Origin of the sequence: Hymenobacter convexus, from assembly GCF_030580955.1 — a bacterium.
In the GTDB taxonomy this organism is placed as follows: Bacteria; Bacteroidota; Bacteroidia; order Cytophagales; family Hymenobacteraceae; genus Hymenobacter.
On record NZ_JAUQON010000007.1, the window covers coordinates 59073 to 73154 of the forward strand.

A 14082-nucleotide genomic window follows, 5' to 3' on the forward strand; every position below is an offset into this window, starting at 1 on the left:
AAAGAACGTCATGTCGAGCTTGCCGAGACATCTCGCGTGCCACCACCAATCCAATCGATTGAGTTAGTGAAGCACGCGAGATGTCTCGGCAAGCTCGACATGACGTTCTTTTTACTTTTCGGCTGCTCGCCGCTGCGGCTTAGAACAGCTCGCGGGGCACCGGAATTTCTTCCGGCTCGGGGGTGCTGTAGTAGATTTTGCCCTGCAGGAACTCCTCAATGGCGAGGCTGGTGGGCTTGGGCATGCGCTCGTACTGTTTGGAAACCTCGATTTGCTCGCGGTTCTCAAACACTTCCTCCAGGTTGTCGACCGTGGAGGCGAACTCGGCCAAGCGGTCGTTGAGCTCTTCTTTCAGCTTCACCGACAGTTGGTTGGCGCGCTTGGAAATCACGGCGATGGCCTCGTACACGTTGCCGTTATCGCCGGTGATGTCGGCGACGTTGCGCGTTACGATGGAGCTCGAGACGGCGTTGGGATTAGGTTTCATGGGCACAGGTTAATTATTAATTACTGCTTGTTCGTTGTCGGGCAATGCGGGCGGCTGCCGGAGTGGTTCTGGTAACCAGCAACCGGAAACCAACAACGAAAGATTAATTGGATGCGGCCGTGGGCACGGATTTCAGACGGGCAATTTCGCTCTGGCTGAAATCGTACATGTCCTGCGCGGCTTTGAGGCTTTTGCTCTTTGGGTAGGCATCGATGAACTGCTGGTAGAAGCTAACGGCTTCCAAATAACGTTCGCGCTGCTTGGTTTCAATGCTTTCCTTGGCCCAGGCATACTGGGCACTGACGCGCAGGAAAGCCGCCTGCTCGGCATAAGCCGAAGCGGGATATTGCAGCTGGAAGTTGGTGAGGGCCACCACGGCGGCTTGGTTGTAGCGCAGCTGATAGTAGAGGCGGGCGCTTTCGAAGGCTTTGTTTTCCAGCTTCTTCTGCAGCTCCTGGGCCATGTTGTCGGTTTCGGCCTTGAACTTGCTTTCGGGGTAGCGGTTCAGGAAATCCTGGATGGATTCGAGGGCCGATACCGTATTGGTCTGGTCGAGCTCGTAGCCAGGCGAGTCCAGAAACAGCGACTTGGCATTCAGGAACGTGGCTTCCTCGGTGTAGTCCGAGTTCGGATACGTGTCGATGAACTGCTTGAAATAGAACGCACTCAGCACGTAGTTGCGCTGCTTGTAGTTGGTGTTGGCGAAGTAAAACTGGGCTTTTTCGGCCTCGGGGCGGCCTTTGAGCAACGGAATCAGGTCTTCGAGCAGGGTGCCGGCCCGGAAATAGTCGCCCTTGTCGTAGTACTGCACCGCAGCCTCGTACTTTTTATTGACGTCGGTGCTTTTCAGCAACTTTTGGTAGCCGCTGGCGCATGAGCCCAGCAAGAGCGTGCTAACCAGCAGAAAGAGAACCGTGAGGCGGGAAATCGGCATAAGGGGTGCAAAGGTAACGATTTGAGCCGGCGAAGGCAAACGGGGCGCCGAATCGGGCGGGCCGCCCGCCACTAGAGTGCGTGGCAGCGGCCAAAGGTTGCAGCTAGCGCCGCACGGCCGGGACCTTGGCCGGGGTTTTGGCCGGCAAGGCGCTGGCGGCCGGCTTGGTAACCGGCGCCGCGGTTTTGGGCGCGGGCGCAGGCTTCAGGGAGTTGGCGGGCGCCTTTTTCGGAGCGGGCTTGGCTTTGGCGTTTTTCCTGGGAACAGTTTTGGTCTTTTTCTTAACGATTTTGCGCTTCTTGGGCCGGTCGTCGAACTGCTTGCCTAACACCTGGCGGCGGGTGGGCCGTTCCTTGGCGCGCCAGCGGAAGTTTTTCAGGCGCTCGTCATCGGGCTTGAGCTCGTGGGGCGGGATGAACCGGGCCTCGGGGTTCGAGAGTACGGATATCTTGTTGAGCTTGCTTTCCAGAAACAGCAGCCGCATGTTGGCCGAGAGCACCCGGTTCATGCCGGTGGTCACGGTGTCGCCGTCGAGGGCGTAGAAGATGCTTTCCGCGTTGCCCAGCACATCGACGCGCCGGATTTTATTGTCGCGGAAATACGAAATCATATTTCGCCCCTTCGTCTGGTTAAAGTTCAGAAGCGTGTCCTGGCTCACGGCAAACGCGTTGGCGTAGAGGCGCATCTCGTCCACCTTGCCGCGCTTCGAGCGAATTTCCATGGAGTCGGCCGTGAGCTGGTTTTTGGCCTGCCACAGCACGGGGTCCTGGTTGAGGTAGATGATGCTGTCCTGCCGGTCGTAAGTCAGCGAGTCGCAGATGCCCTGCAGGTTGCCCCGAAAAATCTGCACCTTCGGGTAGGCGTAGAGCACGGTGCGGGTGGTGGTCTGGCCGGGCCGCGCCTCGATGCTGATGAGCGTGTCGGCGGCCATGTAGAGCGTGTCTTTCTCGCTGCCGATGTTGCGCACCACCGGCCGGCCGCCGTAAAGCTTGGTGCGGCCTAGCCCGCGCCAGTACTTGCCGTGGTCGCCCCGCAGCACGAGGTTGTCCTTCTTGGAGGTGAGCGACACGTGCCCATCGGCCACGCCATAGAGCGTAGTTTCGTTGTATATCAGCCGGTCGCCACCTAGTAAGTAGTTGGGCGTGTCTACTTTAGCATTTTTCTTGAAATCCGACTGCCGGGTGATGGTGTTGTAGTTGCCCGCTTCGGCGTAGAGGTTGCCCTGCTTGCCCTTGATGCGCGTGGGGCCGTTGAAGTAGGCAATTTTGGTGACGGTGTTGTAGCGCAGCGTGTCGTTGTTCAGCTCCGAGTCGGGCGTCACCAGGTGCACGTTGCGCTTGAAAAGAAAGACCTTGGAGTTCCGGTCGTAGAAGCCCTCTTGGCTGTCGAGGGTATTCTGCGGGTCGGTGAGGTGGCCGGTTTCGGTATAGTAGGCCGTTTTCCGGTTCATGTCGTACTCCAGCGACGGGGCCGTGAGGGTCATGCGCGTGTCGCGCATCACCACGTTGCCGGTCATGCGGGCTGTGCGCTTGGTGGCGTCGTAGAAGCCGTGGTCGCCGGTAATGGTCATGGTGTCGCTCTGCACCACGCGCACGTTGCTGAAAGCTTCTACCTGGTTATTATCAAGGTATTGATAGGCCGAATCGCAATACAGAAACACATCGCCCTGCTGGAAACTAACGTTCCCGATAATCTTCCGAATTTTTACGCCGTTGTATATCCCCCCTGTCAGAACACCGGCACCGGGCAGCAGCCTAATAGGCTCTCCTTTTTTGGGCGGGGCGCCCGTGGCCGGGCGCGGAGCGGCGGCCGCGGGCGCCTGCGGGGCACCGGGGCGCGGCGCGTTGGGGTTTTGGCCCCTGCCCAGCAGCGGCCCCAGCACAAAGAGCAGAACTAAAAAGCGGAAGAGAGACATTCGGGGGCCAAAGGTACGGACCGGGCCCGCGCTAACGGCCATCTTTGCAGCATAGTGCCCGCTGGGCGCGTTTGTGTGGCTTAGCATCCGCGCTTCATTATCCAAGCGCTCAGCATGACGGCCTTTCTTAACACGTTATTACATCATATATGCTTGATGCCGTTCGCCGCTTCATTGAGGAGCACGACCTTTTTTCCATCGAAAACGACCCCATTCTGGTAGCCGTGAGCGGCGGCCTCGATTCGGTGGTGCTGCTGGATGTGCTGCACAAGCTGGGCGCGCAGGTGGCGGTGGCGCACTGCCACTTCGGCCTACGCGGCGAAGATGCCGACGCCGACGAGCAGTTTGTGCGCAAGCTGGCCAAGCAGTACGGCCTCCCATACTTCGCCGAGTTTTTCCAGACCAAGGAATTTGCCGAGCAGGAAGGTATTTCGACCCAGATGGCGGCCCGTTTTCTGCGCTACCGCTGGTTTGAGCAGGTGCGGCAGCGCGAGCAGCTCTCCTACGTTGCCACCGCCCACCACCAGCGCGACCAGACCGAAACCATGCTGCTCAACCTCACGCACGGCACCGGCCTGGCCGGCCTGCACGGTATTCAGGTGAAGAATGGGCACATTGTGCGCCCGCTGCTGGGTCTGGGCCGCGACGACCTGTACGAATACCTGGTGGAGCGCGGCCTGCGCTGGCGCGAAGACGACAGCAACGACAGCCCCGTGTACCAGCGCAACCTGCTGCGCATCGAGGTGCTGCCCGTGCTGCGCGAAATCAACCCCAACCTCGACCAGACCATGGCCGCCACCGCCGAACGCGTGGGCGGGGCCGAAGAAATTGTGCGCCGCTACGTGGCGGACACCGCCGCCCAGGCCCGCCGCGACGAGGACGAAGTGACCTATCTGAACATCAGCACCCTGCAAAAAACGGCGGCCACGGCCTTAGTGCTGCACGATATTCTGCGGCCCTTCGGCTTCTCGTGGCTGGTGGTGAAGGACATTGTAGCGGCCTTTGGCGGCGAAAGCGGCCGGCGGTTCGACTCGCCCACGCACCGGCTGGTGAAGGACCGCGAGAATCTGGTCATTACCCCGCGGCGGCTCAGCAAATTCGGCACCTTTCAGCTGGCGGCGGGCCAAACGGACTTGTTAGCCGACGGCATGCGCCTGAAGGCCGAGCTGCACGACGACGCGCGGCACTTCATCATTCCGCGCTCGAAAAGCACGGCGGCTTTTGATGCCGACAAGCTGAAATTCCCGCTCACGCTGCGCCGCTGGCAGGAAGGCGACTGGTTTATGCCGCTGGGCATGAAGGGCAAAAAGCTGCTCAGCGACTTCCTCATCGACCAGAAAGTGCCGCTCAACCTCAAAGACGACGTGCGGGTGCTGACCTCGGCCGATGGCAAAATCTGCTGGGTGGTGGGCTGGCGCGTCGACGACCGTTTTAAGGTGGAAGAGGCCACCGAGCGGGTGCTCACGGTGCAGCGGATGTAGTTCGGCCGGAAAAACTCCGGTCTTCATTCAAAGCATCGGCGGCCCGGCCGTACTTTTACCCGCGAAACTCCAACCCTCCCAATTCCTCTATTATGAAAGTTACCGTAGTCGGAGCCGGCAACGTGGGCGCAACCTGCGCCGATGTGCTCGCCACGCGTGAAATCGCCAACGAAATTGTTCTGGTTGACATCAAAGAAGGTTTTGCCCAAGGCAAAGCCCTCGATATCTGGCAGAAAGCGCCGGTTATTGGCTACGACTCGCGCACCGTGGGCGTGACCAACGACTACGCGAAAACGGCGGGTTCGGACGTGGTGGTGATTACCTCGGGCCTGCCCCGCAAGCCCGGCATGACCCGCGACGACCTGATTTCGACCAACGCCGGCATCGTGAAATCGGTGACCGAGCAGGTGGTGAAATACTCGCCCAACGCCATCATCATCATCGTGAGTAACCCGCTCGACGTGATGACCTACCAGGCCCACCTCACCTCCGGCCTCGACCGCACCAAGGTGTTCGGTATGGCCGGCATCCTGGACACGGCCCGCTACCGCGCCTTCCTGGCCGAGGCCCTGAACGTGAGCCCCAAAGACATTCAGGCCGTGCTCATGGGCGGCCACGGCGACACCATGGTGCCCCTGCCCCGCTACACCACCGTGGGCGGCATCCCCGTGACGGAGCTGATTGGCAAAGAAGAACTGGACGCCATTGTGGCCCGCACCACCAACGGCGGTGGCGAGCTGGTGAAGCTGATGGGCACCTCGGCCTGGTATGCGCCCGGCGCCGCTGCGGCCCAAATGGTGGAAGCCATTGTGCGCGACCAGCGCCGCGTGTTCCCGGTGTGCATCAAGCTGGAAGGCGAGTACGGCATCGACGGCGTGTACCTCGGCGCCCCGGTTATTTTGGGCAAAAACGGCATTGAGCGCGTGATTGAACTGCAGCTCAACGACGACGAGAAAGCCCTGCTCGAAACCTCACGCGGCCACGTGAAAGAGGTGATGGACGCGCTGGACAAGATGAGCGCCGCCCAGCCGGCTGCTTAGTTTCCGAAGCATCTGCTTAGGTATTTGGGCCGCTCCGCTTCACGCGGGGCGGCCTTTTTTGTGCAGTTATTAATGGAAGCCAGTATCTTGCGGGTTAACGATTATTCATGCACCTGAACCTGATTGATACCAACCCGGAGGTAACCGACGCCTGGGAAAAAGTTTTTGCCGACGTGCCGCAGGTCACCGTTCGCCTCGGCTCCATCTTTGATTATCCGGCCGATGCCCTCGTCAGCCCAGCCAACAGCTTCGGCTACATGAACGGCGGGCTGGATTTTGCCATCTCCAAAAACCTGGGCTGGCATCTGGAAAAAGACCTGCAACGGGTCATTCGCGAGAAATATTACGGGGAGTTGCTGGTGGGGCAGGCGGAAGTCATTTCCACCGGCCACGCCGATTTTCCCTACCTGATTGCGGCCCCCACCATGCGCACGCCCATGACCATCACGCGCGGGCCCAACGTGTACCTGGCCATGAAAGCCATTCTGCAGCTGCTTCGCTACGGCCGGCTGCCGGCTGGGGAGTTGGTGGCGGAGAAAATTCAGCGCATTGCGGTGCCGGGGCTGGGGACGGGCGTAGGGCAGGTCCGGCCGCTGGTGTGCGCCCGGCAAATGCGGCTGGCCTGGGAAGATGTGATGCGGGAGAAGTTTACCACCGAAGCGGGCTGGGAAGAAATGTGCGCGAATTATGCCTACTTCTACACCCACAACCGCTCCGACATCAAGTACAACATCCACTAAGCAATGCCGCAGAACCGTGGATGGCAGTACTACCGGGCCACTATCCCAAACCGGCCGCCCTGCACATCCAGAATCAGGGTGCGCTGGCTGAATACCTCGTTGCCGAGCATGCCGCCCATGCCGGAGAAACGCATCAGCATGCGCTCCATGAAACCGGTGCCGTCGATGTAGGTGACGGTGCCCAGCGGCAGGGCCGTGGTGCCGACCTGCAGGCTAGCGGCGGTAGGCGCGGTGTGTGCTATCAGGGTTTTGCCCCAGGAATTGACCGGCGTGGCCTGCTCGGGCGCGCCCGGCCGGGCCAGTTTCTGCCACGAAGCCTGCGAGGTGAGCAAGGCGAAGGCGCTGCTGCCCGAGTCGAAAAGCAACTGTTTGGAAGAGCCCTGCAGGCCGGCGCGGAGCAGCACGCGGCGCTGCTCAAAATCGAGCGGGGCAAATACGGCCTGGCGGGCGAGGCTGTCGGGCACGCTGGTGCGCAGTTCAAAGCGCTGCCGGGCGTAGTCGATGACGAGCACGCGGCCGTCCAGCACATCGGTGCCTAGGGTGCCGATGACAAAGGGCGCGGTGCTATCGGCCGGCAGCGCGTGGGCGCCCATTGGCCGCACCCGGATACTGTGCGCCGCCACCTGGCCCTGGCCGATGGCAAACTGAAAATTGGCCAGCGCATCGGCTTGGGGTGTAAGGGTTTGGCCGGTGGCGGGGTAGCGGGCCTGCAGGGCAGCCAGCGCGTGGGAATAGAGCAGCGAGTAGGGCGCGCCGGTATCGAACTGCAGGTAGCAGGGGCGCGGGCAGTTGGGCAGCGTCACGGGCATTAGCAGCACGGCGTGCGGCATGGTGTGGCCGGCCGTGGTGTTGGCCTGCCACTCGAAGCGGGAAGCGGCCGGCAGCTGCGAAACCGTGAGCTGGTTGGCGGGCGCCTGGAACTGCTTGCGGAAATAGAAGTAGCCGCCGATGCTGCTCAGCACGAACAGGGCGAAGATGGCCAGCAGGGTTTTTGTCAGAACTTTCATGGGTGCAGAAAAAGAGGGGGAAGACTGGGTCAAACCTACCCGGCCTCCTCCCCCATTCCCGGCGTCATTTGGGCGACATTTTACCGCCACTTCACGCAACACGCTGACCTGCAATTGATAAATTTTGTCGCCCTCTAAAGTCTAATGGGATAGATATCGAGCCGGCCCCGACGCAGCAACAGCTGGCTGTAGCCCACCGTGACCACATTGACCAGATAAGTGAGCACAAAAACGCCGAGAAACACGCCCTTTAACACCACTCCGAAGTAGAAGAACATGGCCGCTTGCAGCAGCAGCACCATCAGGTAGCTGAAGAAACTGGCCACCTGCCACAGCACCTGAAACCCCAGCACCCGCCGGCCCACTTCGCCAGCATGCACGGTGTCGTGGCGGTGCTTGCGCCAGAGCAGGTAGGGCACCAGCAGGTTGAGTAAGGGGAATACCAGCAGGCACAGCGCACTCAGGTTGAGCAGTTGCAGCAGCTGCATTTCGTCGCGCACCGTAGGGCCACTGGCGGGCACGGGCACCACGGCCGGCGGCGCGGGGACAGTCGGTGGAATCACCGCCGCAAGGGCCGGCTCAGCCGCGGGCGTGGGCGTGGTCAGCAACGCCTCCAGCGGCACGTCGAGGGCCGTGGCCAGGGCCTGCACGGTGTGGCCGCGTGGCACGGTTTCGCCCTGCTCTACCCGCTGGATGGTGCGCAGGCTCACACCCGATTGCTCGGCCAGCAGCTCTTGTGAATAGCCTCTGCTTTTGCGCAGGGCTTGAATACGGGCGGCAGAAAACATGGGCGCAGGGTAGCGTTGAGGCCGCTAAAATAGACCCGTCGGCAGCATCCGGCTTCACGGCCAAGCTAATTCCAGCCCAACCACCGAATCGGCCGCGACTTACCCGGCAAAGTGCTTACTTTACACCTCTTATTCCCACTGGCCCGCCTTGCTGCATCGATGAAAAAAGAACTCACCAATTCATTCGACAAGGTGTACCTGACCATCGAGTTTGACGCGGCCAACAGCTGGATTTACAACAACTGGCGGGGCGTGCTGCCCACCGAAAAGGTGATTCAGGGCTGCCAGGCCACCATCGATTTTCTGCGGGAAAACCCCTGTCCGCACATGCTCAACGACAACCGCGAAGTGGTGGGTTCGTGGAGTGCGGCCAACGAATGGATAGCCCACAACTGGATGCCACAGGTGCTGCGCCTGGGCCTGAAGCGCTTTGCGCACATCGTATCGCCGGGCATTTTCGGGCAAGCCTCGGCGGCCGAGATGGTGACGCGGGTGGGCACGCAATTCGAAATGCGCCTTTTTGAGGACATCGAGCTGGCCAAGAGCTGGCTGCGCGAAGGCTGATGCGTTAGGCAAAGCGACGCCGCAGGCCCCGGCCCAGCCGCCACAGGCCAAACCCGGCCAGACCCAGCAGCCCCAGCAGAATAAGTTGGGGTATGATATCTGCGCCCTCCCGCAACCACCAGAAATAGGCTTTTCGCTTCATCAGCAAATTGCCATCATAGCCAAACTGCTCGGCCTGCGCATACACCCGCTCCGCCGATTCCACGTTGCTGGTCAGGGCGTAGGCATTGCCAAGGTCGAAGAGCAGCTCGGCCACAATGGGGTCGGGCGGGGGCACAAAGCTCAGCCGCTCCCGAAGCTGATACTGGAGGGCGAATTGAATAGAATCGAGGGGCCAACCGCCACGCAACGCGGGCACCGGGGCCGCTGCCGAGCCGAAATCAACGCCCAGTAAATCAACGGAATTGATAGCCGCGGCTCCGCGCAGCTTGGCGCGCAGAATGTTGGCGTGCAGCCACTCCGTGCCGCGGTGCGAGCGGGGATTCAGTTGAATAGCCTTTTCTATCCATCGCAACGCCAGCTGGTTCTGGCCCAGCAACTCGTACACGGTGCCGAGATTGGCAGCGGTTTCGTATTGATTTGGCTGCCAGGCATTGAGCTGTTCAAACACGGCACGAGCCTCCGCGTAGCGCCCCAGATACGCCAGCGTCAGGCCGTAGCCCGCGTAGTCGGCCAGCCGATGGCGGGTGCGCCACAGGCTGTCGAGCACCTGCAGGCGGCGGCGGTTGTCCGGGGCTTCGGCCGCCAGGTTCCGCCCTACCGGCGGCAAGGGCATGGTCAGGTCCGTATCGTCCGAACTCTGGTAGGAGCCATCCAATTTGGTGGCCACGTGGTCGTTGAAGCACGCGGCGGCCGGATTTGCCAGCAGCAACAAGCCGAAAATAACCAACTGGTTTAAAGACAGCCGCATAAGTTCGCCGGGGTGATAAGCGGCTAAAAATAGCGTTTGCTCCCCGATGGCGCTACTGCTGGCTGGCCCGGAACAGCTTCTGCTTCTCTTCCTTGCTCAGGCTTTCGTAGCCGGAGCGCGAAATCTTATCCAGGATGGTGTCGATTTCGTCTTGCAACGGCTGGCCGGGGGCGGCGGGCTTCTTGGCCCCGCCGGCCGAGGTAGCCGTCACGGTTTCGGGGCGGCGGGTGGTGCTGCTCACGCGCATGGCGGGCCGGCTGCTGGTGAGGTTGCTGAAGAAATTGCCCACGGCCTGCACGGGGCGGCCAAGGTCGCGCCCGGCTTGGAGTTGCTTGATGAACACGAAGCCGAGCAAGGCGCCGCCCAGGTGGGCCAGCATGCCGCCCGGGTTGCCCGACAGCCCCGCCACCGACAGGATAATGACCACCGCCGCAATCCATTTAATCTTGACCGGTCCGATGAGAATCAGCATAAAGGTGTAGTTGGGCAGCAGCGTGGCCGCGGCCACGATGATGGCCGTAACCGCGCCTGAAGCGCCCAACACAAGCTGGCCAGCCGCGGCAAACGGCATCAGCACCGGAATCAGGTTGTAGCCGAGCAGAAACACGGCGGCCCCGGCCAGGGTACCCAAGATGTAGATACTCACCAGGCGGCGGTCGCCGAGGTATTCCTGCAGCAGCTGGCCAAACCAGTACAACTGTAACATATTGAACAGAATATGCAGGAAAGCCTGGTGGGTGAAGGCATACGTGAGCAGCGTCCAGGGATGGCGAACCACTTCGCCGAGGTTGGCCGAAAGCTCCAGCTGGCTCATCACCCGAAACAGGATGCCGGGCGACTGGGTGAGGTAAGTGATGGCCTCGAGCAGCACAACGGCCACAAACACCAGCACATTAAGCCAGATAAGCTTAACGAGGGCGTTGTCGCGCCGGCTGAAGGCGGTGCGGATGTCTTGAACGATGCTCATGGCTCGTGTCAGGGATTAAAACTGTGGCAACGAAAGTAGCGGGCCGGGAGTGGCCCGGCGGCGGGTTGCTGCATCAACCGCGTTTTAGTAAAACCGTTCCCGGCCGCCTTCCCAAAACTTCACCACAATGAACCCAATCAGCAAGCCGCCGAGGTGGGCGAAGTGGGCCACGTTGTCGCCGGGCACACGGTGGATGCCCTGGTAAAGCTCCAGCATGGTATAGCCGAAAGCCAGGTATTTGGCGGCAATCGGAAACGGAAAGGGGAAAAGAAAAAGCTGGGTGTTCGGAAAAAGGTAGGCAAATGCGAAGATGAGCCCAAACAGCGCGCCCGATGCCCCCAGCATGCCGCCGTGGGGCGAGTTCCAGGTGTCGGACACGGCCTTGTCGACGTTGCGCTCGGCAGCGGCGATGTATTCGGAGTTACTGGGGTCCTGCGCCATGGCACGGGCCAGCGGCTCGTAGCCCGAAGCATCGGGGAAGGTCTTGCGGAAGAACTGCTCGTATTCGGGCCCGGTGGGCGACTGGTGAAACTCCTGGCGTGCCACTTCCATGCGGTGCAGTTCGAAGCCCCGCACGCCTTCGTAGAGCAGGCCGGCGCCCACGCCACAAATCAGCCAGAAGGTGAGAAAGCGCGACGCCCCCCAGCGCTGTTCCAGCAACGGCCCGAAAACTATCAAGCCCAGCATGTTGGAAAACAAGTGCCCCCAGTCGGCATGCAGAAACATGTAGGTAAAGAACTGCCACGGATAGAAATACGGCGAGCCGATGGGGTACAAGCTGCCCACCTGGGTCAGCAGTGGCAGCAGGCTATTCTGGGCCACAAGGAAAAGCACATTCGCGATGAGCAGGTTGCGAACCGTGGGGGTGATGTTGAACATGAAGCGAAGAAAAGCGCCGCGCAAGCCGCGTGGCCAGGGCTTACTTACGGAAAAAATCGGCCAGCTGCTGCCCGTCCAGCAGCACCAGGGTTTTGCGGCCGTCGGGGGTGTAGCCGGGGGTCTGGCAGGCAAAAAGGCGGTCGGCCAGGGCGTTGAGCTCGGTTTCGGGCAGGCGCGTGGCGGCCGTGCCGACGGCCACCCGGCGGGCCAGCGCCCGGGCCAGGCTTTCGCGCTGGTCGAGCTTGAGCGGGCCGGCCGTGGTGCGGAACTGCTCAATCAGGCTTTCGAGCAGCTCTTTTTCGTTCTGGGCCGGCATGCCGGCCGGAATAGCTTCCACGGCGATGGTGTTCGGCCCGAACTCCACGAAGATGAAGCCCAGCGCGTGCAGCGGCTCCGTCAGCTCGCGCAGCACCGCAAAATCGGCGGGCGAAAACGTGACCGTGCGCGGAAACAGCAGCGTTTGCGAGGTGCCCACGGCCCGGCCCAGCTCCTGCCGGTACTGCTCGTAGAGAATGCGTTCCCGCGCCGCTTCCTGGTCAATCAGCAGCACGCCCGATTTCACGGGCACCAGCACGAAGCGCTGCTGCACCTGCACGGCCCGGCTGCCGGCACCGCCTTCGCGGGCCGGCACACTTGGCGCGGTCGGCGTTTCCGGCCCCGTCAGGCCCAGCGAAAAATCGGGGACGGCAGGCGTGACTGCCACCGGCGCGGCCGAGAAATCGGCTTCGAAGCTGCGCGCTACCGGATTATCGGCGCTTACAGTCTGGTCGTCGCGCACGGGCTGGCCCAGCTCGCGGTAGAAGGCTTCCAGTTCGCGGCGGGCCTGCTCGGTGGGACGCGGCGGCAGCTGGCGCTCATAGCCGTCGCGCCGGGTTTCGGGCGAGAAGTTGGAGAAACCAGAATTGTTGCTGGCGGGGCCACGCGTGGCGGCCGAAGCGGCGGCGGCCAGCGCATCGGGGCGGAAGCTGTCGTGGCTGGCAGCAGCCCGGGCGGCGGGCGTGGCGGCGGGCAGGTGGTCGTCGGTAGTGGTGGGCGCGTCGCCGGTACCCTTGCCGGCCCGCAGCGGGCGGATGGGCGCGAAGTTCACGTCACCGTCGAAATCCAGCGACGGCGCAATGTTGTGGATGCCCAGGCTTTGCTTCACGGCGGCGCGCACCACGGCATAGACGGTTTTCTCGTCCTCGAACTTTATTTCCGTCTTCGTGGGGTGCACGTTGATATCAATGGCCTTGGGGTCGAGCTCCAGAAACAGCACGTAGAACGGGTGCGTGTCGCGGGCCAGCAGGCCTTCGTAGGCCGCCAGCACGGCGTGGTTGAGGTAGGCCGAGCGGATGAAGCGGTTGTTGACGAAGAAAAACTGGTCGCCCCGGCTTTTCTTGCTCGACTCCGGCTTGCCCACGAAGCCGCGAACGGAAATGGAATGCGTTACCTCCTCGCAGGCCGCGAGCTGCTCCTTGTAGCCGTTGCCCAGCAGGGCCACAATGCGCTGGCTGAGCTTGCCCGCCGGCAGCCCAAACACCTCCAAATCATTCTGGTAGAGCGAGAAGGCAATCTGCGGGTTGGCCAGCGCCACGTGCTGAAACTCGTCGAGAATGTGCCGCATTTCCACGGCGTTGCTCTTGAGGAAGTTGCGCCGGGCGGGCACGTTGAAGAACAAGTTCTTGACGGCGATGCTGGTGCCGTCGGGGCAGGCGGTGGGCTGCTGGCTGGTGATTTGGGAGCCTTCCACCAAGAGCAGGCTGCCGGTGTCGTGCTCGCGCTGCTTGGTCCGAATTTCGACCTGCGCCACCGCCGCAATGCTGGCCAGGGCCTCGCCGCGGAAGCCAAGGGTGCGAATTTTAAATAAATCTTCGGTGCTGCGGATTTTGCTGGTGGCGTGACGCTCCAGGCTCATGCGGGCGTCGGTGGGCGACATGCCGGCGCCGTTGTCGACCACCTGCACGAGCTGCTTGCCAGCCTCTTTCACAATGAGTTGAACCTGAGTGGCGCCGGCATCGACGGCGTTTTCCAGCAGCTCCTTCACCACCGAGGCGGGGCGCTGCACCACCTCGCCGGCCGCAATCTGGTTGGCGAGGTATTCGGGGAGCAGGTGAATGATATCGGGCATGGGCAGAAGTACGCGGGTGAGGCCGCGCCGGGAAATCAAGGGTGAGCTAACCGGCACAAAAACAAGCGGAAACGTGCCCGGCAATAACCAGAAAGACGCGGCGTTTTAAACCCGCACCCGGGTTTTGTGCGTACCTTCGCGGCTAAATAGCGGGATTTCAGCACGAAACTTTCCGGCATTTGCCATTCGATTTTCGTGCCGCCGCCGGCCACGTTTGGAACCTCCAAACCCAGCCAGCGGGTTCCGCTGCTACCCACGACAAA

Annotated in this window: 13 protein-coding genes; 4 read left to right on the plus strand and 9 right to left on the minus strand. The window is 61.7% G+C overall.

Annotated elements, in window-relative coordinates; genetic code table 11:
* Positions 1-139: 139 nt before the first annotated feature.
* The 3 genes from Q4S41_RS15635 to Q4S41_RS15645 form a co-directional block, all read right to left on the minus strand.
* Complete coding sequence (locus Q4S41_RS15635) at positions 140-487, minus strand: DNA-directed RNA polymerase subunit omega (protein WP_305032060.1); 348 nt, start codon at positions 485-487, stop codon at positions 140-142.
* A 103-nt stretch (positions 488-590) separates the two neighbouring features.
* Entirely contained in the window at positions 591-1421 is an 831-nt protein-coding gene (locus tag Q4S41_RS15640; RefSeq protein ID WP_305032061.1) for an outer membrane protein assembly factor BamD, read from the minus strand.
* A 103-nt stretch (positions 1422-1524) separates the two neighbouring features.
* Positions 1525-3336 (minus strand): OstA-like protein, encoded by a 1812-nt coding sequence (locus Q4S41_RS15645; protein ID WP_305032062.1) that lies wholly within the window; start codon positions 3334-3336, stop codon positions 1525-1527.
* A gap of 149 nt (positions 3337-3485) precedes the next feature.
* On the opposite strand from Q4S41_RS15645, the gene tilS reads away from it, so the two are divergent.
* The 3 genes from tilS (at position 3486) to Q4S41_RS15660 (ending at position 6597) form a co-directional block, all read left to right on the plus strand.
* The gene (tilS, locus tag Q4S41_RS15650) at positions 3486-4817 is read left to right on the plus strand and encodes a tRNA lysidine(34) synthetase TilS (protein ID WP_305032063.1); all 1332 of its coding nucleotides are present in this window, start codon (positions 3486-3488) and stop codon (positions 4815-4817) included.
* Between the two features lie 92 nt (positions 4818-4909).
* Positions 4910-5857 carry a malate dehydrogenase gene (gene mdh, locus Q4S41_RS15655; protein WP_305032064.1) on the plus strand — a complete coding sequence of 316 codons (948 nt, stop codon included), beginning with the start codon at positions 4910-4912 and terminating at the stop codon, positions 5855-5857.
* 107 nt (positions 5858-5964) lie between these two features.
* A complete protein-coding gene (locus Q4S41_RS15660; RefSeq protein ID WP_305032065.1) occupies positions 5965-6597 on the plus strand; it encodes a macro domain-containing protein in 633 nt (210 codons plus the stop codon).
* A 29-nt stretch (positions 6598-6626) separates the two neighbouring features.
* Here Q4S41_RS15660 and Q4S41_RS15665 read toward each other — a convergent pair whose 3' ends face one another.
* Both Q4S41_RS15665 and Q4S41_RS15670 read right to left on the minus strand, forming a co-directional pair.
* On the minus strand, positions 6627-7604 hold the full coding sequence (locus Q4S41_RS15665) for a hypothetical protein (protein WP_305032066.1): 978 nt from the start codon (positions 7602-7604) through the stop codon (positions 6627-6629).
* Positions 7605-7738: 134 nt separating this feature from the next.
* Positions 7739-8392 (minus strand): helix-turn-helix domain-containing protein, encoded by a 654-nt coding sequence (locus Q4S41_RS15670; RefSeq protein WP_305032067.1) that lies wholly within the window; start codon positions 8390-8392, stop codon positions 7739-7741.
* Positions 8393-8551: 159 nt separating this feature from the next.
* On the opposite strand from Q4S41_RS15670, the gene Q4S41_RS15675 reads away from it, so the two are divergent.
* Complete coding sequence (locus tag Q4S41_RS15675; protein WP_305032068.1) at positions 8552-8956, plus strand: STAS/SEC14 domain-containing protein; 405 nt, start codon at positions 8552-8554, stop codon at positions 8954-8956.
* A 4-nt stretch (positions 8957-8960) separates the two neighbouring features.
* On the opposite strand, the gene Q4S41_RS15680 is transcribed toward Q4S41_RS15675, so the two are convergent.
* The 4 genes from Q4S41_RS15680 to mutL all read right to left on the minus strand — a co-directional run bounded on the left by Q4S41_RS15680 (position 8961) and on the right by mutL (position 13819).
* The gene (locus Q4S41_RS15680) at positions 8961-9866 is read right to left on the minus strand and encodes a hypothetical protein (RefSeq protein ID WP_305032069.1); all 906 of its coding nucleotides are present in this window, start codon (positions 9864-9866) and stop codon (positions 8961-8963) included.
* 52 nt (positions 9867-9918) lie between these two features.
* Positions 9919-10833 carry a rhomboid family intramembrane serine protease gene (locus Q4S41_RS15685; protein ID WP_305032070.1) on the minus strand — a complete coding sequence of 305 codons (915 nt, stop codon included), beginning with the start codon at positions 10831-10833 and terminating at the stop codon, positions 9919-9921.
* An 84-nt stretch (positions 10834-10917) separates the two neighbouring features.
* On the minus strand, positions 10918-11712 hold the full coding sequence (locus Q4S41_RS15690; RefSeq protein ID WP_305032071.1) for a rhomboid family intramembrane serine protease: 795 nt from the start codon (positions 11710-11712) through the stop codon (positions 10918-10920).
* 40 nt (positions 11713-11752) lie between these two features.
* Positions 11753-13819: a DNA mismatch repair endonuclease MutL gene (gene mutL, locus Q4S41_RS15695; RefSeq protein ID WP_305032072.1), complete on the minus strand. Its 2067-nt coding sequence runs from the start codon at positions 13817-13819 to the stop codon at positions 11753-11755.
* Between the last annotated feature and the right edge of the window lie 263 nt (positions 13820-14082).

Excerpts from the sequence above, each read along its gene's own strand:
- Q4S41_RS15680 (WP_305032069.1), bottom strand. The coding sequence starts at position 9,866 with ATGCGGCTGTCTTTAAACCAGTTGGTTATTTTCGGCTTGTTGCTGCTG.
- Q4S41_RS15670 (WP_305032067.1), bottom strand. The coding sequence starts at position 8,392 with ATGTTTTCTGCCGCCCGTATTCAAGCCCTGCGCAAAAGCAGAGGCTAT.
- mutL (WP_305032072.1), bottom strand. The coding sequence starts at position 13,819 with ATGCCCGATATCATTCACCTGCTCCCCGAATACCTCGCCAACCAGATT.
- Q4S41_RS15640 (WP_305032061.1), bottom strand. The coding sequence starts at position 1,421 with ATGCCGATTTCCCGCCTCACGGTTCTCTTTCTGCTGGTTAGCACGCTC.
- tilS (WP_305032063.1), top strand. The coding sequence starts at position 3,486 with ATGCTTGATGCCGTTCGCCGCTTCATTGAGGAGCACGACCTTTTTTCC.
- mdh (WP_305032064.1), top strand. The coding sequence starts at position 4,910 with ATGAAAGTTACCGTAGTCGGAGCCGGCAACGTGGGCGCAACCTGCGCC.
- Q4S41_RS15645 (WP_305032062.1), bottom strand. The coding sequence starts at position 3,336 with ATGTCTCTCTTCCGCTTTTTAGTTCTGCTCTTTGTGCTGGGGCCGCTG.
- Q4S41_RS15675 (WP_305032068.1), top strand. The coding sequence starts at position 8,552 with ATGAAAAAAGAACTCACCAATTCATTCGACAAGGTGTACCTGACCATC.
- Q4S41_RS15685 (WP_305032070.1), bottom strand. The coding sequence starts at position 10,833 with ATGAGCATCGTTCAAGACATCCGCACCGCCTTCAGCCGGCGCGACAAC.
- Q4S41_RS15665 (WP_305032066.1), bottom strand. The coding sequence starts at position 7,604 with ATGAAAGTTCTGACAAAAACCCTGCTGGCCATCTTCGCCCTGTTCGTG.
- Q4S41_RS15635 (WP_305032060.1), bottom strand. The coding sequence starts at position 487 with ATGAAACCTAATCCCAACGCCGTCTCGAGCTCCATCGTAACGCGCAAC.
- Q4S41_RS15660 (WP_305032065.1), top strand. The coding sequence starts at position 5,965 with ATGCACCTGAACCTGATTGATACCAACCCGGAGGTAACCGACGCCTGG.
- Q4S41_RS15690 (WP_305032071.1), bottom strand. The coding sequence starts at position 11,712 with ATGTTCAACATCACCCCCACGGTTCGCAACCTGCTCATCGCGAATGTG.